Origin of the sequence: Pseudoclavibacter sp. 13-3, from assembly GCF_021168475.1 — a bacterium.
Classification (GTDB): Bacteria; Actinomycetota; Actinomycetes; order Actinomycetales; family Microbacteriaceae; genus Pseudoclavibacter_A.
In genome coordinates this window covers 736,961-759,679 of record NZ_JAJOZT010000001.1, presented here as the reverse complement: position 1 = coordinate 759,679, position 22,719 = coordinate 736,961, and the positions used below count along the sequence as shown (strand labels likewise).

The following is a 22,719-nucleotide window of genomic DNA, read 5'->3' as shown; positions in this document are numbered from 1 at the left end:
AGCAGGAGTACATATGACAACAGAATCCAACGCACGGAAGTTCGGGTCGACGTTCATGCGACGCGGAGCCCAGTTCATCGCCATTGGCGCTGTTGCAGCGCTGGCACTGACGGGATGCGCGAAGTCGGGCGGCTCGACAGGCAGCGGTGACGACTCGACCCTGAACATCGGCGGTCTCGTGCCGCAGACCGGTTCGTTGTCGTTCATGGGGCCGACGCTCACGGCGGCGATCGACCTGGCTGCAGCAGACATCAATGCTGCAGATGCCGGACTGACCGTGAACACCGACATCAAAGATGAGGGTGACTCGACCACCGACACTGCGACGACGTCTGCGAAGTCACTCATCGAGAAGAACTCGGTCATTCTGGGCGCTGCCTCGTCGGCGGCGTCGAAGAACGTGCTACCGACGGTGTCAAAGCGTCAGGTCGTGCAGATTTCGGCATCGAACACCTCGCCAAGCTTCACGAACATCGATGACAACGGCGGTTACTACTGGAGAACCGCACCTTCCGATCTGCTGCAGGGCAAGAGCCTCGGCAAGCAGATCGTGGCCGACGGCAAGAAGAACGTGGCGATCCTCTTCATGAACGACGACTACGGCTCAGGCCTGAAAGACGCGGTCAAGGCGTCGATCGAGGCCGAGGGCGGCACTGTCTCGAAAGAGCAGTCGTTCGACCCTGCGGCGAAGGACATCTCGAGCGAGGTGTCACAGGCGATCAGCGGAAACCCCGATGCGCTCGTCGCGATTTCGTTCGACCAGTTCAAGGGCGTCGTGCAGACGCTGCAGACGAATGGCTTCGACTTCGCGAAGCTGTACGGCACTGACGGCAACAACGGCATCATGAAGTCGGGTGACACCTCCATCCAGGGGGCGACCTTCTCGCAGCCTGGCCCCTACGAAGGCCTCGACGACTTCATCGACCGTGTGAAGCAGCAGGCCGGTGGCTCTCTGACCTCGACGGTGTACGCCCCAGAGATGTACGACGCGACAGTGCTTGCCGCACTTGCGGCCCTGCAGGGTGGCAAGACTGACGGCACCACCATCAAAGACAATCTGCAGTCGGTCTCAGAGGGTGGCGAGAAGTGCACCTCGTTCAAAGCCTGCGCTGCGCTGATCAAAGATGGCAAAGACATTGACTACGACGGTTTCTCCGGCCCGATCGACTTCGATGGCAACGGTGATGTGACCAAGGCCACGATCTCGTTCTACCAGGTAACAGATGCGAACAACACCACGACGTTCAAGCGTCAGGAAGAAGTCACTGCACAGTAGTCGCTGGTTCAGAGTGGTCGTTGCCGCACGGTGTTCGCTGGTGGCCAGCCCCTACTGGCGCCCAGTAGTTGCTCGGGCGTGCCCAGGGTCAGCTGGGGTACTGGCACAGCAAGTGCATCAGCCGTGTGACAGGGCGTTGACCGTGTGACGGTCACACAGTGCTGACTGTGTGACGTGGGATTGTGGGGTCGTCCTTCGGGGCGGCCCCACTTTTGTGCCGGGTGCCGGGGTGCGGGGGTGCCGGGCGTCTGCTGAGCGGGAGCAAATGGGTCGAGCGGGAGCTTCTGAGAGCCAGACCTGCTCCTGCAGGGCACATATGCTCCCGCAGGGCACATATGCTCCTGCTCGGAACGTCTTCGGTCGGGTCACGCGCCGAGGCGCGTGACCGAAGCTGCTGTCAGCTGCGCACAGGCCAAGTCAGCCGCCAGCCACGCCCACCCGGCCAGCAGCAGCCTATCCTGCGGTGTGATCCTCGGCGAGCGTGCCCAGGTACAGCTTGATCACCTTCGGGTCGTTCAGCAGCTGATGTCCCGGCCCGACGTAGGCGTCTTTGCCCTGATCGAGCACGTATCCGCGGTCGCAGATCTGCAGTGCGCGCCGCGCATTCTGCTCGACCAGCATCACCGAGACCCCGGCGGCGTTGATGCGCGCCACATTCAGAAACGTCTCGTCCTGCCGCACCGGAGACAGCCCTGCCGAAGGCTCGTCGAGCAGCAGCACCTTCGGGTCCATCATCAGCGCCCGCGACATCGCGACCATCTGTCGTTCACCGCCAGAAAGCCCACCCGCGCGCTGTCCCAGACGCTTCGCCAGCTCCGGAAACAACGAGGTCACGAACTCCAGCCGCGGCCCGAACAGCCTCGGCTTCTGAAAGCACCCCATCTCGAGGTTCTCGCGAATCGTCAGACTCGGAAACACGTTCTCGGTCTGCGGCACGAACCCGACCCCGGCGCGCACGAGTTTGTCGGCCTTGAGCCCCGTGATGTCGCGTCCGTCGAGAACGACGCTGCCCGAGCGCACGCTCACCATGCCGAACACCGTCTTCAACAGGGTCGACTTGCCGGCGCCGTTCGGCCCGATGATGCCGACGAGCTCGCCGCGCTCGACGTAGGTGTTGCACCCGTTCAGAATGTTCACCCCGGGCAGATACCCCGCGACCAGATCTTTCGTCTCAAGCACGCGCTCGGTCATCGTGGGTCCTCCTCAGTGGTGCCTGCTGGGCGAGCGGCGGATGCCGTAGTCATGCCGTCCTGCGAACTGCCGGTCGTGCGGGGGGCTGGGCGAGCGGCGGATGCCGTAGTCGCTTCGCCCTGTGACCCGTCTGTCTCACGATGCCCAGCACGAATCTCGGCCACCACCTCGCCGAGGTCGCGGTCTTTGTTCGATCCCAGGTAGGCATCGATCACGGCCGGATCCTGCATGACGACTGAGGGCTCGCCCTCGGCCACGATGCGCCCCTCGGCCATGACGATCACCCAGTCGGCGATCGCCTGCACCATGTGCATGTCGTGCTCGACGAAGAGCACGGTCATGCCTTCGTCTTTGAGCTTCACGATGTGCCCGAGCAGCGACTGCGTCAGCGCCGGGTTGACACCGGCCATCGGCTCGTCGAGCATCACGAACTGCGGGTCGCTCATCAGTGCTCGCGCCATCTCGAGCAGCTTGCGCTGCCCACCGCTGAGCGCCGCGGCGTAGTCGGCCTTCTTCTTGTCGAGCAGGAACTTCTCGAGCAGGCCCATGGCCTTCGCCTCGATCTCGGCATCCTGTCGCTTCCACGCCGGTGGCCACAGGGCGCTCCAGAAGTGTTCGCCGCGCTGCCCCTTGGCCCCGAGCTTCATGTTCTCGAGCACGCTCAGCATCGCGAGCGACTTGGTCAGCTGAAAGGTGCGCACCTGCCCCAGTCTCGACACCTTGAACGACGGAATGCCCGACAGTCTCGTGCCATCGAACGACCACCGCCCGGTGTTCGGCTTGTCGAAGCCGCTGAGCAGGTTGAACAGCGTGGTCTTGCCGGCACCGTTCGGCCCGATCAGCGCGGTGATCACTCCGCGAGGAATCTCCACGTGTTCCACGTCGACGGCGATGTTGCCTCCGAAGCTGCGGGTGATGTCATCGGCGACGACGATGGGATCGGTCTTCTTGCAGCCCGGTGCTGCAGGCTCCGCTGCGATCGGGCGTGCGTCGCCTGAGGAGGCTGCCGCAGTCGAACCGCCCTGCGACGTCTCGCCGACGGCGTGCACCGTGCGAGCCGCCGGCCGGGGCTCGGACGCTGGTGTGAGGGGAGTGTCAGGCATTGAAGTACACCTCCGACTTCTTTCCGAACAGACCCTGCGGTCTGAAGATCACGAGCAGCATGAGCGCGACGCCCACGAGGATGAAGCGAATCTGACCGCCCTGGACACCCGTGATCGGCAGCAGGTTCTCGCTCACGAGCAGCGACACGATGCCGTCGGTCGCGACGATGACCATCCAGAAGATCATCGAGCCGACGATGGGCCCGAAGACGGTGGCGGCGCCGCCGAGCAGCATGATCGTCCAGAGGAAGAACGTCGTCTGGGTGCCGAAGTTGTCTGGCTGCACCGACCGCGGCAGCACGAAGATCATGCCGCCGAGGCCGCCGAGCACGCCGCCGAGAATCAGCACCTGCATCTTGTAGGCGAAGACGTTCTTGCCGAGCGAGCGCACGGCATCCTCGTCTTCTCGAATGGCTTTGACCACGCGGCCCCACGGGCTGCGCACCAGACGCCAGACCAGGAGCATCGCCAGCACGACCACGACCCAGGCGAAGATGATCGTCCAGAGATCCTCTTCGGTATAGGTCAGCGGCCCGAGTTCGTAGAGGCCGACCGGAATCGGATTGAGCTCTTGGAACGAGTCCGAGCCGCTCGGCATGCCGGCCGAGCCGCCGGTGAGCCACGACAGCTCCGGCGTCTTGGCCACCAGCCTGATGATCTCGGCGGCGGCGATGGTCACGATGCTCAGGTAGTCGGCGCGCAGTCGCAGCGTCGGTATGCCGAGCAGCAGGCCGAAGAGCACGGCGCCGAGAATGCTGAACAGCAGGCCGACGAAGAACGGCACACCGAAGGTGTTCGACGTGATGGCGAAGAAGTAGCCGCCGACGGCCATAAAGCCGGCCTGACCGAAGTTGAGCAGCCCGGTGTAGCCGAAGTGAATCGAGAGGCCGAGCGCGGCGAGCGCGTACGCGGCCGTGGTCGGCGAGATGATCTCGCCGAGAGCCTGTGAGATGAACGACAGATCCATGGTGGCCCCTTATCCGATGCGTTCTCTGCGACCGAGGATGCCCTGCGGGCGAACCAGCAGCACCACGATCATGATCACGAGCGCCGTGACGTACTTGAGACTGCCCGGCAGGAACAGGCTGGAGAGGTTCACGGCGATGCCGATGATGAGCGCGCCGACGAGGGCGCCGTAGGCGGTGCCGAGGCCGCCGAGCACGACCGACGCGAAGATCAGCAGCAGGATCGACGCGCCGGTGTCCCACTGCTGCGTCTGGTAGAACGCGAGCAGCACACCGGCGACGGCTGCGAGGGCGGTGCCGCCCGTCCACACCACGCGAATGATCCGGTTGACGTCGATGCCTGATGCGGATGCCAGAGCCGGGTTGTCGGCGACGGCCCGCGTGGCCTTGCCGATGCGCGATTTCGTCAGCAGCACAGCAGTGGCGACGAGCAGCACGATGGCCACCAGAGAGCCGAGCACGTCCCACTGGCGCAGCCGCACCGAGCCCATCACGAGCCAGGCGTCACTCGACACCGGCATCACGATGCGGTCGGGGCCGAAGAGAAAGGCGTAGAGGTAGCGCAGCGCCAGCGAGAGGCCGATGCTCACGATCATCAGCGGGATGATGCCCACCCGCTTCTTGCGCAGCGGCTTCCACAGCGCCGCATCCTGCACCCAGCCGAAGACGCCGCCGACCACGAAGGCCAGAATCACGGCGACCCAGGCCGGCAGCGCCAGCGTGGTCATCGCCGTCACGGCCACGAAGCCGCCGAAGGTCACGAGCTCGCCGTGTGCGAAGTTGTTGAGCTTCGTCGTGCCGTAGATCAGCGAGACACCAATCGAGGCGAGCGCGAGGATCAGTCCGAAGACCACCCCGCTGATCAGACTCGGCACGAACTGGTCGGTGAGAAATCCGCTGCCCTCCTGCGCGAGCACGACTGATGGCGTCGCGTGAGCGAGCGCACTTGCTGTCAAGGCCGTTGTCAACTGAGCCTCCCCGTTTGGCGATGGACGCGTGGGATGCCGCACGCGTCACCGTCACCACCCTGAGAGGGTCGCGACGGGTGGCACACAAGCTACCTCGCTTTTGTGTCGCCAATGTTACACAGGAGTCGGGGTAGACTGAGCACACCGCGTCTGGAAGGAAGAAATGGCACACGACCCCTTTGCCTACACCGGTCTGACATATGACGATGTGCTGCTGCTGCCCGGCCACACCAACGTCATTCCCAGCGAGGTCAACACCAAGACCCGCTTGACCCGTGAGCTGTCGATCAACATCCCTCTGCTGTCATCAGCGATGGACACCGTCACCGAGGCACGTCTCGCGATCGCCCTGGCGCGCCAGGGCGGCATCGGCGTGCTGCACCGCAACCTCTCGATCGACGATCAGGCTCGCCAAGTCGACCTGGTGAAGCGCTCTGAGTCGGGCATGATCACCGACCCGCTGTCGACCTCGCCGGAGGCGACCGTGCAAGAGGTCGACGACATCTGCGGCCAGTTCAAGGTCTCGGGCCTGCCCGTGGTCGACGAAGACAACGTGCTCGTCGGCATCATCTCGAACCGCGACATCCGCTGGGTGCCGGTCGCAGAGCGTGAGAACACCCTGGTCAAAGACGTCATGACCAAGGGCAAGCTGTTCACCGGCAAAGTGGGCATCAGCCGCGAAGAGGCGTACCGCACCTTCGCCACGCACAAGATCGAGAAGCTGCCGCTGATCGATGACGAAGGCCACCTCAAGGGTCTGATCACGGTCAAAGACTTCGACAAGGCCGAGAAGTACCCGCATGCGAGCAAAGACGGCTCCGGGCGTCTGCTCGTGGGCGCGGCCATCGGCGTGTTCGGCGATGCCTGGGAACGCGCCTGCGCACTGGTCGAGGCCGGCGTCGACGTCATCGTCACCGACACCGCCAACGGTGATTCGAAGGGCGAGCACGACATCGTCAAGCGGCTGAAGACCGATCCTGCCACCAGACACGTGCAGGTCGTCGGCGGCAACATCGCCACCCGCGAGGGTGCGCAGGCGCTGGTCGACGCCGGTGTCGACGCCGTGAAGGTCGGCGTCGGACCAGGCTCGATCTGCACCACCCGCATCGTCGCCGGTGTCGGCGTGCCTCAGGTCTCGGCCATCTACGAGGCATCGAAAGCGACCATTCCGGCAGGCGTGCCGCTGATCGCAGACGGCGGCCTGCAGCATTCGGGCGACATCGCCAAAGCGCTGGTCGCAGGTGCAGACACCGTGATGCTCGGCTCGCTGCTCGCCGGAACCGATGAGAGCCCGGGCGAACTGGTCTTCGAGCACGGCAAGCAGTTCAAGCAGTACCGCGGCATGGGATCGCTGGGCGCCCTGCAGACGCGCGGCCAGCGCACCAGCTACGCTCGCGACCGGTATTTCCAGGCAGATGTGCCCAGCGACGACAAACTGATTCCCGAGGGCATCGAGGGGCAGGTTCCGTACCGCGGCCCGCTCGAGGCCGTCACCTACCAGCTCATCGGCGGCCTGCGACAGTCGATGTTCTATGTGGGCGCCGAGAACATCGAGCAGCTCAAAGAGAATGGCAAGTTCGTGCGCATCACGCCGGCCGGCCTCAAAGAGAGCCATCCGCACGACGTGCAGATGGTCATCGAGGCCCCGAACTACCACGGCCGGTAGGCCGAACCCGGCAGACGCAGCAACCAGACGAGGGATGAACGAGGAATCATGAGTGAGACAGTGCAGATCGGCGTGTCGAAAGCCGGTCGGCGAGGCTACGGTTTCAGCGACATCGCGGTGGTGCCCGACCGGCGCACTCGCGACGCCGGCGACGTGTCGGTGAACTGGAGCATCGATGCCTACCACTTCGGTCTGCCCGTGGTCGGCGCGCCGATGGACTCGGCCGCGTCGCCCGAGACCGTCATCGCGCTCGGGCGCGCCGGCGGTCTCGGCGTGCTCGATCTCGAAGGCCTGTGGACGCGTTACGAAGACCCGACCGATGCCTACCGCCGCATCCGCGAGGCCAATGACGATCAGGCCGGACGAGTGCTGCAGGAGGTCTACGCAGAGCCAGTCAAGGCCGAGCTGATCACCGAGCGGCTCGAGCAGATTCGCTCCGCCGGCGTGACCGTCGCGGGCGCACTCTCGCCCCAGCGCACGCAGCAGTTCTACCAGACCGTGCTCGACGCAGGCGTCGACCTCTTCGTCATCCGCGGCACGACGGTCTCGGCCGAGCACGTGTCGGCGACCACCGAGCCGCTGAACCTCAAGAAGTTCATCTACGAGCTCGATGTGCCGGTCATCGTGGGCGGTGCGGGCACCTACACGACGGCTCTGCACCTGATGCGCACCGGTGCCGCAGGCGTGCTGGCCGGATTCGGCGGCGGCGCCACGTCATCCTCGCTGAAGACGCTGGGGCTGCGCACGCCGATGGCGACCACAGTCGCCGATGTCGCCGGCGCACGCCGTGACTACCTCGACGAGTCGGGCGGCCGTTACGTGCACATCATCTGCGATGGCAGTCTGGGCTTCGGGGGCGACATTCCCAAGGCCTTCGCCTGCGGTGCCGACGCGGTCATGCTCGGCACGGCTCTCGCCCGCGCGAACGAGGCTCCCGGGGGCGGCTACCACTGGGGTGCCGAGGCGCATCACGCAGAGCTGCCCCGCGGTCGCCGCGTGCAGGTCGGCAGCGTCGGCCCGCTCGAGCAGGTGCTCTTCGGCCCGGCGCACGACGCCACCGGCACGACGAACCTGATCGGTTCGCTGCGCAAGTCGATGGCCACCACCGGATACACCGAGCTCAAGGAATTCCAGAAGGTCGCAGTCACCGTCTCGCACTACGAGGCCTGAAACAGACGTGTCCGAACCTGAGCCCGACGCGAACACACCGTCGGATTCCGCAGGAGCCTCTGACTCGGTACAGCAGCTTGTCGTCTCGGGCGTCTCTGCGCCTGCCGGTGAGCCCGCTCCGCCGCGCACTCAGACGTCGCCGCGCATCGGAGCGGCCGAGGCCAACGCGCTGATCGACGAGCTTGAAGCAGAGCTCTCAGAGCCGCCGCGCTCGACACTGTCGGTGCTGCTCACTGCGAAGTGGCTCGGCGCGCTGCTCGTCGTGCTCGTGATCGTCGCGGCGTTTCTCGGTCTGGGCTGGTGGCAGGCCACGCGGGCGGTGACTCCGGGTGATGACGGCAGTCGTCAGACCGAGACGGCGCGACCGCTGACCGATCTGCTCACGCCTGACCAGACGATGAACGTGCAGGCCATCGAGCAGCGCGCGACCGTGTCAGGCACAGTGCTTGCGGGCACGGCCACGATCGTCTCGAACCGCACTCAGCAGAACGCGTCGGGCAGCGGCGAAGAGGCTCGCGATCGCACGGGCAACGCGCTCGGCTACTGGGTCGTGGTCGGTCTCCTGGTGGATGCCGCACAAGCGCCCGCCGGAGCCGTGCTGCCCGTGGCCCTCGGCTGGTCTCCCGACCTCGACCAGGCCCAAGCGGCACGCGACCGTGCCGAGGCGGCAGCGAGCGGAGCATCCGTCGCAGCAGACGGCGGCACGAGCACAGACGTCGATGGCCATTCCGTTGCAGAGCCCGAGTCGTCGGCGGCCGGCGAGTCGCTGCACCTGACCGGGCGCATCATGCCGTTCGAAGGCGTCGAGAAGCAGCAGACGTCGGCGGCCGACTACCTGACGCAGGTGGTCTCTGGGCCCGAGCTGATCAACGTGTGGCAGACCGATGATCGGCCGTGGTTCGAGGGGTACCTGGTCGTCTCAGACGGCGTGCCCGCCGCGGTCGGCGACGATCTGCAGACGATCTACTCGCCACCGCCGTCGACCGATGCGCAGATCAACTGGATGAACATCTTCTACGCCGCCGAGTGGGCGGTGTTCGCAGCGTTCGCACTGTTCCTGTGGTGGCGCCTGGGGCGCGACGAGTACGAGCATGGTCTCGAATACGCCGCGCAGGAGCGCGAGCAGCTCGAACTGCTGCGCCGCGTCGCCGTGCCCGGTCCTCGTGTCGGTGGTTCGGCGCAGACTGTTTCGCGCGCGACGGATGCGTCAGACGCCCGCACAGAGCAGACATGAGACGAGAGCGAAGACCATGGCACCGACGCCAGAGCAGACGGCACACGATGAACGCCCGCGGTAAGATGGAACCCATGACCCGTCAGCCGATTCTGCCGAAGCGCGATCGGCAGCGCATACCCGGGGCGATCAGGTTCTACAGCATCTTCGCCTACATCACCGGTGTGTTCCTGCTGCTGCTCTGCGCCGAGATGCTCCTCAAGTACATTCCGTGGAACCGTGAGCTCGGCGTCGGCTACGAGGTCTTCGCCGGCGGCGGCCACCTGCTCAACTTCGTGCCCTCGCTGCCCGAGTACATCGACAGCGCAGGCGGCCTCAACCTGTCGATCGGCGTGCTGATCGTGCACGGCTGGCTGTACGTCGTCTATCTGATCAGCGACTTCCGCCTGTGGACGCTGCTGCGGTGGCCGCTGCGGCGTTTCGTCGCGATCGCGCTGGGCGGTATCGTGCCGTTCCTCTCGTTCTTCGTCGAACATCGCATGTCGCGCGTCGCACGTGCAGATCTCGCCGAGCACAACCAACGTGCCGAGGCGCATGACGCGGCCATTCTGGCGCTGCGCAAACAGGTCGCCGACGACGAAGCAGGTGCGGCGACGCAGGCGGGCGAGCATGGCATCCCCAATGCGTCACACGACGCACCACAGACCACAACCGACACCGACGAAAGCAGCGAGACGAAGTGACCCAGCAGACCCCCACTGCGGCAGCGGCCTCGAACGAGGCAGCCGCTGACGCGACGACACCCACGGTGCTCGTCATCGATTTCGGCGCGCAGTACGCGCAGCTGATCGCGCGGCGCGTGCGCGAGGCGCATGTGTACTCCGAGGTCGTGCCGCACACCTGGAGCGTCGAGAAGATCCTCGCCAAGAAGCCGGCGGCCATCATTCTCTCTGGCGGCCCGGCCAGCGTGTTCGAAGCAGGCGCACCGCACGTCGACCGTGCACTGTTCGAGGCCGGAGTGCCGGTGTTCGGCATCTGCTACGGCTTTCAGGCCATGTCATATGCGCTCGGCGGCGTCGTCGACCAGGCGGCGGTGGGCGAGTACGGGCACACAGAGTCTGCGATTCACGAGGCAGGCACGCTGCTCGAGGGCTCGCCCGCGAAGCAGTCGGTGTGGATGAGCCACGGTGTCGCGGTGAAGACCGCCCCCGAAGGGTTCGACGTGCTGGCCTCGACCGTGGGGGCACCGGTGGCGGCGATCGAAGACCGGGGCCGTCGACTGTTCGGCGTGCAGTGGCACCCCGAGGTGCAGCACACCCCGCTCGGCCAGCAGGCGCTCGAGAACTTCCTCTATCACGGCGCCGGGCTGAAGCCGGAGTGGACCAGCGAGAACGTGATCGACCAGGAGGTCGCGAAGATCCGCGCTCAGGTCGGCACGAGCAAGGTGATCTGCGGGCTGTCGGGCGGCGTCGACTCGGCGGTCGCCGCGGCCCTCGTGCAGCGCGCGGTGGGCGACCAGCTGACCTGCATCTTCGTCGACCACGGCCTGCTGCGCAAAGACGAGGTCAAACAGGTGCAGGAGGACTTCGTCGCAGCGACCGGCATTCGCCTGGTCACGATCGACGCCTCGGCTGAGTTCCTGTCTGCGCTGAAGGGCGTCAGCGACCCGGAGCGCAAGCGCAAGATCATCGGGCGCGAGTTCATCCGCACCTTCGAGCGCGCGGCCCGCGACCTGCAGAACGAGGCCTCGGCCGGCGGCGAAGAGATCAAGTTCCTGGTCCAGGGCACGCTGTACCCCGACGTCGTCGAATCGGGCGGCGGCGAGGGCGCGGCCAACATCAAGAGCCACCACAACGTGGGCGGTCTGCCCGACGACCTGCAGTTCAAGCTCGTCGAGCCGCTGCGGTCGCTGTTCAAAGACGAGGTCCGCTCGATCGGACGCGAGCTGGGCGTGCCCGAGGTCATCGTCGGCCGCCAGCCGTTCCCCGGGCCCGGCCTGGGCATCCGCATCATCGGCGAGATCACGCAGGAGCGACTCGACATTCTGCGCGAGGCCGACGCGATCGCCCGTGAGGAGCTCACAAAGGCCGGCCTCGACGATCAGATCTGGCAGTGCCCGGTCGTGCTGCTGGCCGACGTGCACTCGGTGGGTGTGCAGGGGGATGGGCGCACGTACGGGCACCCGATCGTGCTGCGCCCGGTCTCGAGCGAAGACGCGATGACGGCCGACTGGTCGCGCCTGCCCTATGACGTGCTTTCGGTGATCTCGAACCGCATCACGAACGAGGTGCGCGAGATCAACCGCGTGGTACTCGACGTCACGAGCAAGCCGCCGGGCACCATCGAGTGGGAGTGAGCCGGCGGCCCCGGCCGCGTGGGTGTGAGCCTGCGGGCATGGTCGAGCCGCTGACTGAGGAGCCTCGTCGCACCCGCGGCGGGGCTCTGCTCGTTTCGGGTGCTGGTGCTGCCCCGACCTCCCTGCCCCCCCTGACGCGCCCGGCCCGTGGCACACCCCGTGTGTGCAGCGGGCTCGTCAGCGAGTTGGTAGAAAAGCGGTCCTAGCGTGAAGAATGGGCAGTGATTCTGCAAATTCGATGCAGGCACTCGTGTATCCACTTGGTGCGGGCAGCTGGTGCCGGCAGTTGGTACGGGCAGTTGGTGCCGGCACTGAGCACAGTCACCCGGCGCTTCGGGTCTCGCAGGATCCTCTTTCGCAGGGTCCTCCCCGGATCCGCGTATGCTCTCTGCACAGCGGAGTAGGCCTGACAGGTCTCTCCACATTGGGCCTGCGACGCTGCTGCGACGCTCCGTCGCACGCCAAGCTAGGCCTATGACACCGCACCGGCCTGAGCCTCTACCGCTCCAGCTCCGATATCGACCATTTTCCGTGCAGGAGGCTGGGCGCCTTGGCGTCAACCGGCATCGGCTCAGCGCGGGTGATCTGCACAAGCCCTTCCACGGCATCCGCTGCCCAGACGCGTACACCGACCCGCTGCCACTCGGGTCGAGCAGAGGTGAGAGGCTGAGGGCCGAACTCCTGCGTCGTGCGCATCTGTATCTGCCCTTGATGAAGCCGGGGATGGCCTTCACCCATCTGACAGCTGCGCTGATCTGGAAGCTTCCTCTCCCGCTCAGCCTCATTGTCGGGGTGGCCGCACCGGAGCACATCGATGTCGGCTGCCCACGGACAGTCACGCAGCCTCGACGACGGGGCGTGAAAGGGCGTCGGCTGCCACTCTCGGCACACCGGCATGTCGTCGATGGGCTTCCCGTTGTCGACCCATTCACCGTCTGGCGCATGCTCTCTGAAGAACTGGCGTATACCGATGATGACCTCGTCGCCGTCGGAGACCATCTCGTCTGTCGCAGCAATCTGCGCTCAGACGGGCGCCACCCCGTCGCAACGCCTGGCGAGGCAATCGCCTGGGCAGACGGTCTGAGCGGTCGCAATTGTCGGCGGATGCGGCGGGTCGCCCGCAGCGTGCGTGACGGAGCGCAGTCGCCGATGGAGACCCTGCTGAGGCTTCTGCTCGTGCACGCTGGTCTGCCAGAGCCAGAACTCAATGTGAATATCTTTGATGCGACCGGAACCTTCATCGCCCGAGGCGACATGGTCTACCCGGAGTGCAGGGTGATCGTGGAATTCGACGGAGACCAGCATCGGACCTCGCGGGCACAGTATTCGCGCGACCGGGAACGGTTGCGGGCGCTCCGCGAGGCTGGGTGTCACGTGGAGCAGGCGGATTTTGCGATCCTGATCAATCCGGAACGCGCCAGACGGTTCGTTCAGCGTGTGCGGCAGGTGCTTCTGCGTCGATCCGTGTAATGGCCGATGATCGGGTTGTGGTGAGGTGCGCTGCTGTCTGCTGTCTGCTGTCTGCTGTCTGCTGTCTGGTGTCTGGTGTCTGGTGGGGTGCGGTGTGCGTGTGTGGGGAGGGGCTGCTCGAGCAACGGAGCACCGCGCTATTGGCTCGTGGCTTGCGGCTCGCGGCGCGTGGGCGGCCGGAGTAGGGAGCCGATGTAGGGAAGCGGAGCACAGAGCCGGTGCAGGGTGCCGGAGCAGGGTGCCGGAGCAGGGTGCCGGTGCATGGGGCCGGTGCAGGGTGCCGGTGTAGGGAAGTGGTGCGTGGGGCCGGAGCAGAGAGAGCCGGTGCGGGGGCGAGAAAATCATTCGGCGCGGACATGAATTTCGTGGTCTCGGCTGCCGGCGATCTGCCATGGCTGACGGCGCGACACGCCCGGGAAAAAAGATGTGCGGCAGCCTTGCAGAGCAGTGAGCATCGGCCGTAGCATCGTATTCAATTCGCCGAGAAGGATCTCGGTATCCCAGACCACAATGCCAGTGGTCATCCCTTTCACAGTGAGCGATGAATCGCATCGTTGCGGCGCTGCACTGTGCCCCAAAAGACGTCGTCGCCGGTCACACGGACGTGACCGTCTGCGCCGCAGTGCACGAAGCATCCGGGCGCACAGGCCACGTGTCGAACTGTCGACTGACCACTGCACACCGACCACCGATAACCGACCACCGACCAGCACCCAAGCAACCAGCAGCATGAACCCCGAGAAAGGAACGCAGTGTCCGAGATCAGCGCCGTGACGAGCTCCATCCCCGTGCTCACCGGCTCAATCAGTGTCGTCTCTCCCTCCGCTCACGGCAGCCCCGCAGCCCAGCAGACGACGACGCCTGTCGCACGGCATCCGCTGTCGCGCATCCTGATCGGCACCGGGCAGAGCACGCTGGCCGCATGGCGCAACGCGATCTGCGTGATCTTCGCGCTCGCGGGCATCTCGACTGCGGTGTGGGTGGCGCGCATCCCGGAGGTCAGCGCACGCCTGGGCATCGGCAGCGGGGGAGTCGCTCTGCTGCTGGTGGGCCTTTCCAGCGGCTCGATCCTCGGGCTGGTGGTCGCACCGGCGCTCATCGCACGCCTCGGGGCCCGACGCATGCTCACCGCGGCGATCACCGGGGTGGGAATCGGCCTGACTGCGATCGGCCTTGCAGCAGACCTGCTGGCTTCCAGCAGCCTGACCTTCGTCGCCCTGATGATCTTCGGATTCTCGCTGAGCTCGTCATCGGTCACGATGAACCTCGAGGGCACGACGGTGGAGAAACGGGTCGGACGCACCCTGCTGCCGATGATGCACGCCTGCTACAGCGCCGGAACGATCACCGGCGCGCTCCTCGGCGCATTCGCCGCCTCGTCAGGCACGGCTCTGCTGCCGTATCTGGCCTTCGCCTCGGTGTTCCTCGTCGTAGCGGGGCTGGGAACGGTCCGCTCCGTGCCCGGCGTCGCCGCGCTGCAGCGCATCCACTTCGGCGAGACCAACGAACGTGCGGCCGCAGCTGTCGTCGACGAACCCCAGTCAGGCACTGCGACGACCACGACGAGGAAGACCGGCCTGCGTGCCAGGCTCGGGCTGCTCGCCGACCGTCGGCTGCTGCTCATCGGCGTGATGATGGTCGGCATGTCATTCGTCGAAGGCTCGGCCAACGACTGGCTGAGTCTCGCCGCGGTCGAAGGCCACGGTCTCGACCACGGCGGCGCCGCTCTGGTCTACGCGACGTTCGTGGCGGCGATGACCGTCGGGCGCCTCGTCGGCGGGCCGCTGGTCGATCGCCTCGGCACGACCCGCGTGCTGCTGTGCTGCGCGACGGTGGCATCGATCGGCCTCGGAGTCTTCATCTTCGCCGCGGGCACGCCGCTGATCTTCGCCGCAACAGCGCTCTGGGGGCTGGGCGCGTCGCTGGGATTCCCGGTCGGCATGTCGCTGGCCGCCGATCACCCCACGGATGCGACCAAGCGCGTGAGCATGGTGTCGATCTTCGGCTACTCGGCTTCGCTCGCGGGGCCTCCGGCACTGGGCGTGCTGGCCGAGCACTTCGGCATCCTGCACGCATTCGTGCTCGTGCTGGGCTTCGTGGTGATCTCGCTGGCGGTGCTGCCGGGCACGCGCAAGCGCTGACGGCCGGCCACGACCGCTGCCAGTCCCGCGGCCGTCCAGGGGTACGCGTTTTCCTCAGGCACCCTACGTGATCGGCGGTGATGTGGCTCGCCTGTGTGCACACTGACTGCACACTGAGAGCACATCACCGCCAACGGTCTCTGCCTTCTCGGGCAGTGTGGCCGACTGATCACTGAGGAGATCTCCGATGAAGCTCCTGCCCTCGCTCGCAGCCTGCGCTGCTGCGGCTCTGCTCATAGCCTGCCCGGCCACCGCTGCATCCGCCGCCGCAGCATCCGGCGACAGCACGGAAGACCGTCACCCGCAGGGCATGCTCACTACGAAGAGCACCCAGCAGGTCATGTGCACACCGTCACCGGAGCCCGCGTCGACGGCCCTGCGTCGCGGCATCGCGCAGCTGAGCGTCGATCGTGCCGAGGTGACGTCTGCGTGGATCGACATCGAGCAGTCGAACCTCGACCCGGCCACGCTGCACGTCACCCTCGACCGGGAGGGCACCGAGAGCGGCGACCCCGAGGTGACCGTCATCGACGGCACGGCCGGAGCAACCGACGGGCAGTCGGCGGTGCACGCGACCACGTGGGGCGTGACCGTCGTGGTGCCGATGAGCGTCGGCGACTACACCCTCAGCGTCAGCACGCCACAGACCGACATCGAACAGTCCACGGTCGCGTTGACCACGCTCGACGCGTCGGGCGCTTGGGTCGACGCCGGGCAGCGGGTGATGCCGCTCGCCCTCGACGAACCGGGAGACGCCGATCAGCCTGACGCCAGCGAGTGCAGCGATGACAACGGGCACGCAGGCGCAGACGAAGACGTCAACGGCCAAGGCGCCGGCGATACGACACCCTCAGCAGCCTCTGATGGCGCTGAGAACGCAGAGACGCAGGCGGATGCCGGGGCCGGGTCGCTGGCGCGCACCGGCATGGTCGTCGGCTGGACGCTCGGCATCGTGGCAGCGCTGGCAGCAGCCGGGCTGGCGCTGATGTGGTTCGCGCGGCGCCGCTCGCCGCAGACGGCGACGGCCTCGGGGAAGCACTCAGCCCTCGAACAGCGTGACTCAGCCAGCACGGACACCTCGACCGATCAGGAGAACAACCGATGAACATCCGCATCCCTGCTCAGGTCGCGCGCAGACAGCGCCGCAGCCGCTCTGTGGCTCAGATCGCGATTGCCACCCTGATGGCGCTCGCGGTGGGCATGAGCCAGGCACCGCTCGCGTCGGCCGCTGCCGACCCCTCACTGGTCATCCCCGACGCCGTGCTGCAGGCGCCGAGCGGCGTCGCGACCATGGGTGCGGGCGAGACGTACATTCCCCTGGTCGACACCGAGGCAGGAAAATGGCCGCGCGCCTCTGACGGCTCCACCGCCACCGCCGTGACGTTCGACACCCCCGATTCGTCAGATGCGAAGGTGCCGCTGGAACTCGCCGCCAGCGGCCAGCCGGCCGAGACCGATCCGCAGGATGCGCTCGTCCGAGTCACCGTGCTCTCTGCGCCAGCGGGGCAGACGACGGATGTCAGCAGTGGCGGCGATGTCTTTCTCACCGTCGAAGGCGGGCACAGCCGTAGCACCATGGTGCTGATGCCGGTCGTCGACAAGTCGATCGGCCTGCGCACCTCCACGGCCACGGGGCTGCGCATCGAGACCATGGCGACGTTCAGTGCGAACGTCAATACTCCCGGCGGGCTGCACGCCACCGCGACTCCGCAGGCTCGGGCCAACGCCGTGGTGGGAGGTGCGTCGTCGCTGCAGCCGATCGGCTCCGAAGAGCCGTTGGGTGCGGTCAGCGCGGGAGCATCCGATCAGGTGAACGGAGGCAGCGTCCGCTTCGGCGTGACCGGCCAAGGAGGGGTGCCCAGCACGGATGTGCGGTCAGCCGCACTGAGCGTGCAGGTGCACTCCGCCCAAGCGCAGACACTCACCATCGCCGGTCAGCAGGTTCCCGTGTCGGCGGGAGAGGACGTCGTCAACGTCTTTGCCGACCCCGACGCACGGGGAGAGGTCGAGGTTACGGCCGAACAGCCGACTGCAGTGCGCGCGGTCGTGCGAGGGTGGGTTGACGGTGCCGCTCAGGGCAGCCAGACCCTGAACTCCGGCCAGGGCATCGTCAGCCTCGGTGCCAACGCGACGGCGCTGAGCGAGCCCGGTGAGGGCAAACCGCGTGAATACCATGTCACCGCGGATGCGCCGCAGTCGATCGACTTCACCAACGCGCCGAGCGGTGCGGCCTATGCGTTCGTGCAGGCCGACATCACCCATGTTACGCAGCGCACACAGGCAGAGATCGGCGAGCCGTATCTCGGTCGGGGGCGTGGTCTGGCCGTCGAACCAGGGCGCACGGAGAGCGAGCTGATGGTCGTCCCCGTTCCCGGAGACCAGCGTGCCGGCGGGCAGATCACCATTCGTGAGGGCGCGGCCGACGTCACCCTGACCATTCGTCAGTATGTGCTGAGCGATGACGCAGCCGGCGGTGGAGAGACGGACAACGACCGCCTCGTGATCACCTCGCCGCAGAATGGGAGCACCGAAGATCTCGAGCACAGCGCCACGTTCACCATCGAGGGCCTGCTGCAGAAGAACGGTGAGCTTCCTGACCGGGTCGAGATCTTCGCGCGTGAAGCGAATGCCTCGATGCCATCGCTGGTGACGACGGCGGAGCTGACCTCCTCAGACGACCACCCCGAAGAACTCGCCTGGACCGCTGAGATCGGAGCTCCGAAGAGCGGAACATACACGTACACCGTCGTGGCGAAGAACTCGGGCGGCGCCGTGCTCGCGCAGCAGCAGATCGACGTGACGGTGAACGTCACAGACGATGACAGCACGCCCATGGTCTCCGACGACGCCTGGGTGCTGCGCGACGGCGTCTTCGAGAAGGCAGAAACCGCCTTGGCACAGTCTGCCGGGGAGAGCGCGGCGGCGTCGCTCCTGCGAGCCAACTCTGCAGCGTCGGCACAGCAGCTTCTCGCGGTCACTGCGCAGACGGTAACACTCGCCACGGAGCCGGCGTTCGTACCGGGCGATGTGTTCGTGGTCGGGACGACCGGCACGAATGACACCGGTCTGCTGCGGCGGGTCACGGCGATCGATCATCGGCAGAACGGCTGGGTGGTGAGCACCACGGAGGCCGTGCTCACCGATGTCTTCCAGCAGCTCGATCTCGCTGATCAGCAGAACCTGGCCGAGGTCGCGAGCGATCAGCCGATTCACACAAGCGATGTGGCTGTGCCGCAGCCGGACACCGATGACGTGACCATCGTGCACAGTGAGACCGGTGACGATGTGCAGCCCGTTGCCATTGGAGACGAGGAGGACTTCTCCCCGGGAAGTATCGACGCGGGGTCTCGGGACTGCTCCACCGTTGAAGACATGCCCGATGACGAGACGGCGAACGGCGCAGAGTCGCTCGCAGCCGCTCAGTGCGACTTGGCGACGGCGCCTGCGACACCGACGCTGCTGAGCGCCGTGCAGAAGAAGGCAACCTTCAACACGAACATTCAGCTCGCCTGGTCGACCAACGAGGACAAGCTCGACCCGGGCAATGACGTCTCCAAGCTTCCTGCGGATCAGCGGAGCTCGCAGAAGGCCGGGCTCAAGGCCGCCGGTGGCGTCTCTCTCTCATTGACCGGGTCACTCAGTCTGAGCGCCACCATCGGCGTGAAGATCGGATGGAAGAAGTTTGCGGGGTTCATCCCGCGACCGAACCTGCAGTCCATGGAAATGGTGTTGACGAATGATACGAATGCGAAGGTCGAGTTCAACGCGTGGATTTCTTTCTCAGCGGATGCGAAGGTGGGCTACGAGCTCGTCAAACTGCCGATCACCCCGATCACGATCATGGCCGGGCCGATTCCCGTGATCTTCAAACCGTACGCGGACATCAGCATCGGAGCTTCGTTCAAGGTGAAGGGAGAGGCCTCTCTGGCGTTCGCCATCGTCCGTTCGTCCGAGTACGGCTTCGTGTACTCGGACGGCAAGCTGAAGAGGATCGCGACGAGCGTCGACAGCGGTGACGGGCCGCGGCCCGTCGCCGAGGGGCTGAGGGATGTGCCCGACCTTGCTCAGAAGGTCACGGTGTCGACGTCGGCTGGGCCCACTCTGGACATGGGAGTGCTTCTGTACGGTGCGGCAGGGCTCGGCGTCACGGCAACGGTGGGCCCGCAGATCACTGCGACGATGACCCGCACGGCAACAGAGATTGCCGGGAGGCCTGCCAACCACATCGCTTTCGAGGGAGCGGTCGACCTCAAGGCCTCGGCCGGCGGTGAAGCACAGATCCGCATTCCGGTCGTGAACTTTCGCCTGAAGAAGTTCAAACTGATCGACGTCTCGGGCGCAATCTCCATCTGGAAGGGGAAGATCGAATTCGACGTTCCAGAGACAGCGTGAGACGGCCTCTGCGCTGATTCAGGGCTTACAATCCGAGTGCGGCATTCCTGCAGTGGAGTGCCGCACCGAGCCCGGATCGGAATGGAGGCCACGCCTGTGGCACACGATGCACTCACGCTCCGTCGTCTCAGGCTTGCGCGACAGCTGGCTGAGCGCAGTCAGAAGGAAGACCGACGTCTGGTCGCGGTCGTCGGGGCCTCGGGAGTCGGGAAGTCTCTGGTCGCCGCGCGCGTGCAGGAGGAGCTTCTCGCTGCTTCAGGCGCGCCCGGACTGCGTCGCTCGCTAACCCTGGACGTCGGACTCGGACAACATCTCGACCCCCGTGTGCTGCGTCGGCGCCTGCTTCGCGAAGTGCAGTCGGCCCGTCTGGAACGCAGCGTTCAGGAAGACGTCGAGCGCGGGGATGACGAGCGCGCCATTCTGCGCGGCCTCACAGCACTGGCCGCGGACGGGCTGGCACTGCGGATCGAGAACGCCGACCGTCTCGACACGGCATCTGCGCAGCTGATCTCGGAGGCCATGGTCACGCAACGCGTCGTGGCCGTGATCACCACGCGAGATCGCACGGCCCTTCCAGAGGCGTTGTACGAGCAGACCCGCCGGGCGGGCGCGCTGGTCTGGCGTCTGCCCGCACTCGACACCGACGAGACGAGTGAAGTCGTCGAAGCGCATCTGCAGGCCGAGACGCACTGGCGTTCAACGGCACGACTGCACATGGCCACCGCCGGCAATCCCGAGTTGCTCGCCGCCCTGCTGGACGATCTCGACGAACAGCACGCATGGCAGAGCATCAACGGCATCGAGCTGCTGCGCGGAAGGCTTCAGGCCGGGCCTCGGGTACGCGAGCACGTTCGCCGTCTGCTCAGGAGACTCGGTAGGGGCGAACGCGATCTGCTTCTGGCCACCGCACTTGCCGGCAGTCTGCCGGTGCGCAGTGTCGAGGTGCTCAGCTCGTCGGAAACCGTCGATCTCGCAGCGGCCAGCGGTCTGTTCATGCAGCTGCCAGACGGCCCTGCCGCCAGCAGGCGTGTGGGTGTGCAACCCGAGATCACCCGGCAGGCACTGCTCGCGGATGCCGGTCGGGGCGAACTGCATCGTGCTCTGCTTCGGCTGCAGCAGGTGCCGGCGTCCCTGCGCGCCGGCTGGGGTGCGCAGAGCGAGGCCGAGATCATCTGCCGCCGACTCGATCTCGAACCGGAGACGCTCTCTGCCGCAGAGCTGCTGAACGCCGTCGCCGTCTACGTGGAGGCCGGAGATCTGGCGGCCACACTGCCGCTGCTCGAGACCCTCACGCGTCGTGAGGATCTCACCTCTGAACAGAGCGAGGAAGCGACCTTTCAGCGTCTGTACTCGCTGCTGCGCACCGGGCGGGGCGAACAGGCGCGAGCCGAGCTTTCCGGTCTGCGCGATCCGCTGACCCGAGCATTCGCCGGCCTGTGGTTCGCCGAGGGGCCGGAGCTGCCTGAAGGCCTCGACGCGCAGACTGCCCGAGTTCTCACACTGGTGCGCGAGATTCGCAGAGGCGAAGCCGTCGAGGTGGCCGCGCTGGATGCTGTCGCCGACGACGGTGATGCACCTGCCCGGCTGCGATGGCTGGCATGCGCCTATGCCCTGCTCGGCGACCTGTCGTCAGGTGCGCCCCTGACACGCGTCGAGCGCATCGAGCGAGCGCTCGTCGAGATGCAGGCCAGCGCTCGCAGAGTCGACCGGTGGATCGCCAATGAACTCGTGCACGCCCATCTGTACGGGCTGCTCTGCCACCGACGGCCATGGGGCGCCTTCTCGGTGTCGGCGATGATCGAAGGTGTGGCGCAGACCTCTGTCGACGATGCAAACGCCTCACTCGGCCTGGGAGTGATCGCCGGCGAGACCGGTGATCTGCGCATCGCCAGAACGATGCTGCGGCAGGGGCTCGCCCTCTTGCACAGCGATGATCCCACCGGGCTGCGCGAGTACGCCGTCTCGGCGGTGCGCGCGGTCGAGGCGCTGCTCGATGATGCGCCGCGTGCAGATGGGCGCCCGGCAGGTGTTTCAGGCGGCCTGGAGAGAAGCGGTGCCCAGTCGAGCGGTGCCCAGTCCCTGAGCGATGCGCAGCAGGAACATCCCATCACCGGAGCGTCGCGCATGTTCCGTGCCGACATTCGTCGTCGCGACCTGATGACGAGCGCACTGACGCAGTGGCAGAAGAATCGCCGTGAAGGTGTCGAGACCGACTGGAATGAGGCGTCGAGACGATATGACGCGGCGATCTCCGCTGCAGAATCGCGCAGCGAATCGTGGTCGGCCCTGCGGCTGGTGCATGATCGGGCACGGCTGTTGCCACTGCCTGTTCCCGCTCAGTTGGTCGCCTGCGCGCACCGACAGGCCGAGAATCTCGATGGTGAGCTCGCTGAGGCCATGCTGCGGTTCATCACCGGTCGAGGTCAGGAGGAGCCGGAGATGCTTGCGACTGCCGCTGACCTCTTCGAACAGGTCGGTCGCCCGGTGCAGGCGGCGGAATGCGAGGCGACTCGAGCAGGTCTGCTGCGCGCCTGCGGAGATCGCTCTGACGCGGATGCGGCGCTGTGGCGCATGCACGGCCTGCTCGCCGAGGTCGGTCAGGTGAACACTCCGCTGCTCGGTCGTGCCCGCTGGGACGACCCGCGTCTCTCGCGGCGAGAGCGGCAGATCGCCCCATTGGCAGGGCAGCGACTGACCAATCGTGAGATCGCCGACCGCCTGGTGCTCTCGCAGCGCACGGTCGAGGGGCATGTGCAGCGCATTCTCGCCCGGCTGGGCATCGATCATCGTGGGCGGCTGATGGGGGATCTCGGCGACCGTCTGCCCGGCTCCCAGGAATGAGCGCTC

Annotated in this window: 16 protein-coding genes; 11 read left to right on the top strand and 5 right to left on the bottom strand. The window is 66.3% G+C overall.

Annotated elements, in window-relative coordinates; genetic code table 11:
* Positions 1-13 precede the first annotated feature (13 nt).
* Positions 14-1,276, top strand: a complete 1,263-nt coding sequence (locus LRX77_RS03360; protein ID WP_231831425.1) for an ABC transporter substrate-binding protein — start codon at positions 14-16, stop codon at positions 1,274-1,276.
* A 453-nt stretch (positions 1,277-1,729) separates the two neighbouring features.
* Here LRX77_RS03360 and LRX77_RS03355 read toward each other — a convergent pair whose 3' ends face one another.
* From LRX77_RS03355 to LRX77_RS03340, 4 genes are read right to left on the bottom strand one after another with little or no spacing between them, the layout of a single operon-like run.
* Positions 1,730-2,467 carry an ABC transporter ATP-binding protein gene (locus LRX77_RS03355; RefSeq protein WP_231831423.1) on the bottom strand — a complete coding sequence of 246 codons (738 nt, stop codon included), beginning with the start codon at positions 2,465-2,467 and terminating at the stop codon, positions 1,730-1,732.
* Positions 2,464-3,570: an ABC transporter ATP-binding protein gene (locus LRX77_RS03350; RefSeq protein WP_231831422.1), complete on the bottom strand. Its 1,107-nt coding sequence runs from the start codon at positions 3,568-3,570 to the stop codon at positions 2,464-2,466. Before LRX77_RS03350 ends, LRX77_RS03355 begins: the two co-directional genes overlap by 4 nt.
* Complete coding sequence (locus LRX77_RS03345; protein ID WP_231831420.1) at positions 3,563-4,537, bottom strand: branched-chain amino acid ABC transporter permease; 975 nt, start codon at positions 4,535-4,537, stop codon at positions 3,563-3,565. Before LRX77_RS03345 ends, LRX77_RS03350 begins: the two co-directional genes overlap by 8 nt.
* 9 nt (positions 4,538-4,546) lie before the next feature.
* Entirely contained in the window at positions 4,547-5,491 is a 945-nt protein-coding gene (locus LRX77_RS03340; RefSeq protein WP_231831419.1) for a branched-chain amino acid ABC transporter permease, read from the bottom strand.
* 175 nt (positions 5,492-5,666) lie between these two features.
* Here LRX77_RS03340 and guaB point away from each other — a divergent pair, with 175 nt between their 5' ends.
* The 6 genes from guaB (at position 5,667) to LRX77_RS03310 (ending at position 13,339) form a co-directional block, all read left to right on the top strand.
* Positions 5,667-7,169, top strand: coding sequence for an IMP dehydrogenase (guaB, locus tag LRX77_RS03335; RefSeq protein ID WP_231831418.1), 1,503 nt, complete (start codon positions 5,667-5,669; stop codon positions 7,167-7,169).
* A gap of 48 nt (positions 7,170-7,217) precedes the next feature.
* A complete protein-coding gene (locus LRX77_RS03330) occupies positions 7,218-8,339 on the top strand; it encodes a GuaB3 family IMP dehydrogenase-related protein (protein WP_231831416.1) in 1,122 nt (373 codons plus the stop codon).
* Between the two features lie 7 nt (positions 8,340-8,346).
* A complete protein-coding gene (locus tag LRX77_RS03325; protein ID WP_231831415.1) occupies positions 8,347-9,573 on the top strand; it encodes an SURF1 family protein in 1,227 nt (408 codons plus the stop codon).
* Positions 9,574-9,647: 74 nt separating this feature from the next.
* Positions 9,648-10,256, top strand: coding sequence for a DUF3817 domain-containing protein (locus tag LRX77_RS03320; protein ID WP_231831413.1), 609 nt, complete (start codon positions 9,648-9,650; stop codon positions 10,254-10,256).
* Positions 10,253-11,869 (top strand): glutamine-hydrolyzing GMP synthase, encoded by a 1,617-nt coding sequence (guaA, locus tag LRX77_RS03315; protein WP_442961595.1) that lies wholly within the window; start codon positions 10,253-10,255, stop codon positions 11,867-11,869. The genes LRX77_RS03320 and guaA overlap by 4 nt, the downstream gene beginning before the upstream one ends.
* 942 nt (positions 11,870-12,811) lie before the next feature.
* Complete coding sequence (locus LRX77_RS03310) at positions 12,812-13,339, top strand: endonuclease domain-containing protein (protein WP_231831412.1); 528 nt, start codon at positions 12,812-12,814, stop codon at positions 13,337-13,339.
* Between the two features lie 341 nt (positions 13,340-13,680).
* On the opposite strand, the gene LRX77_RS03305 is transcribed toward LRX77_RS03310, so the two are convergent.
* Positions 13,681-13,863, bottom strand: coding sequence for a hypothetical protein (locus tag LRX77_RS03305; RefSeq protein WP_231831411.1), 183 nt, complete (start codon positions 13,861-13,863; stop codon positions 13,681-13,683).
* 228 nt (positions 13,864-14,091) lie between these two features.
* Here LRX77_RS03305 and LRX77_RS10470 point away from each other — a divergent pair, with 228 nt between their 5' ends.
* The 4 genes from LRX77_RS10470 to LRX77_RS03285 all read left to right on the top strand — a co-directional run bounded on the left by LRX77_RS10470 (position 14,092) and on the right by LRX77_RS03285 (position 22,713).
* Entirely contained in the window at positions 14,092-15,480 is a 1,389-nt protein-coding gene (locus LRX77_RS10470) for an MFS transporter (RefSeq protein ID WP_231831410.1), read from the top strand.
* Between the two features lie 187 nt (positions 15,481-15,667).
* Positions 15,668-16,585, top strand: coding sequence for a hypothetical protein (locus LRX77_RS03295; RefSeq protein ID WP_231831409.1), 918 nt, complete (start codon positions 15,668-15,670; stop codon positions 16,583-16,585).
* Positions 16,582-19,872 (top strand): hypothetical protein, encoded by a 3,291-nt coding sequence (locus LRX77_RS03290; RefSeq protein ID WP_231831408.1) that lies wholly within the window; start codon positions 16,582-16,584, stop codon positions 19,870-19,872. Before LRX77_RS03295 ends, LRX77_RS03290 begins: the two co-directional genes overlap by 4 nt.
* A 96-nt stretch (positions 19,873-19,968) precedes the next feature.
* The gene (locus LRX77_RS03285; protein WP_231831407.1) at positions 19,969-22,713 is read left to right on the top strand and encodes a helix-turn-helix domain-containing protein; all 2,745 of its coding nucleotides are present in this window, start codon (positions 19,969-19,971) and stop codon (positions 22,711-22,713) included.
* Positions 22,714-22,719 lie beyond the last annotated feature (6 nt).

What these genes read in the sequence shown, in the direction of transcription:
- LRX77_RS03360 (WP_231831425.1), top strand. Translation starts at nt 14, where the DNA reads ATGACAACAGAATCCAACGCACGGAAGTTCGGGTCGACGTTCATGCGA.
- LRX77_RS03355 (WP_231831423.1), bottom strand. Translation starts at nt 2,467, where the DNA reads ATGACCGAGCGCGTGCTTGAGACGAAAGATCTGGTCGCGGGGTATCTG.
- LRX77_RS03350 (WP_231831422.1), bottom strand. Translation starts at nt 3,570, where the DNA reads ATGCCTGACACTCCCCTCACACCAGCGTCCGAGCCCCGGCCGGCGGCT.
- LRX77_RS03345 (WP_231831420.1), bottom strand. Translation starts at nt 4,537, where the DNA reads ATGGATCTGTCGTTCATCTCACAGGCTCTCGGCGAGATCATCTCGCCG.
- guaB (WP_231831418.1), top strand. Translation starts at nt 5,667, where the DNA reads ATGGCACACGACCCCTTTGCCTACACCGGTCTGACATATGACGATGTG.
- LRX77_RS03330 (WP_231831416.1), top strand. Translation starts at nt 7,218, where the DNA reads ATGAGTGAGACAGTGCAGATCGGCGTGTCGAAAGCCGGTCGGCGAGGC.
- LRX77_RS03320 (WP_231831413.1), top strand. Translation starts at nt 9,648, where the DNA reads ATGACCCGTCAGCCGATTCTGCCGAAGCGCGATCGGCAGCGCATACCC.
- LRX77_RS03310 (WP_231831412.1), top strand. Translation starts at nt 12,812, where the DNA reads ATGCTCTCTGAAGAACTGGCGTATACCGATGATGACCTCGTCGCCGTC.
- LRX77_RS03305 (WP_231831411.1), bottom strand. Translation starts at nt 13,863, where the DNA reads ATGACCACTGGCATTGTGGTCTGGGATACCGAGATCCTTCTCGGCGAA.
- LRX77_RS03295 (WP_231831409.1), top strand. Translation starts at nt 15,668, where the DNA reads ATGAAGCTCCTGCCCTCGCTCGCAGCCTGCGCTGCTGCGGCTCTGCTC.
- LRX77_RS03290 (WP_231831408.1), top strand. Translation starts at nt 16,582, where the DNA reads ATGAACATCCGCATCCCTGCTCAGGTCGCGCGCAGACAGCGCCGCAGC.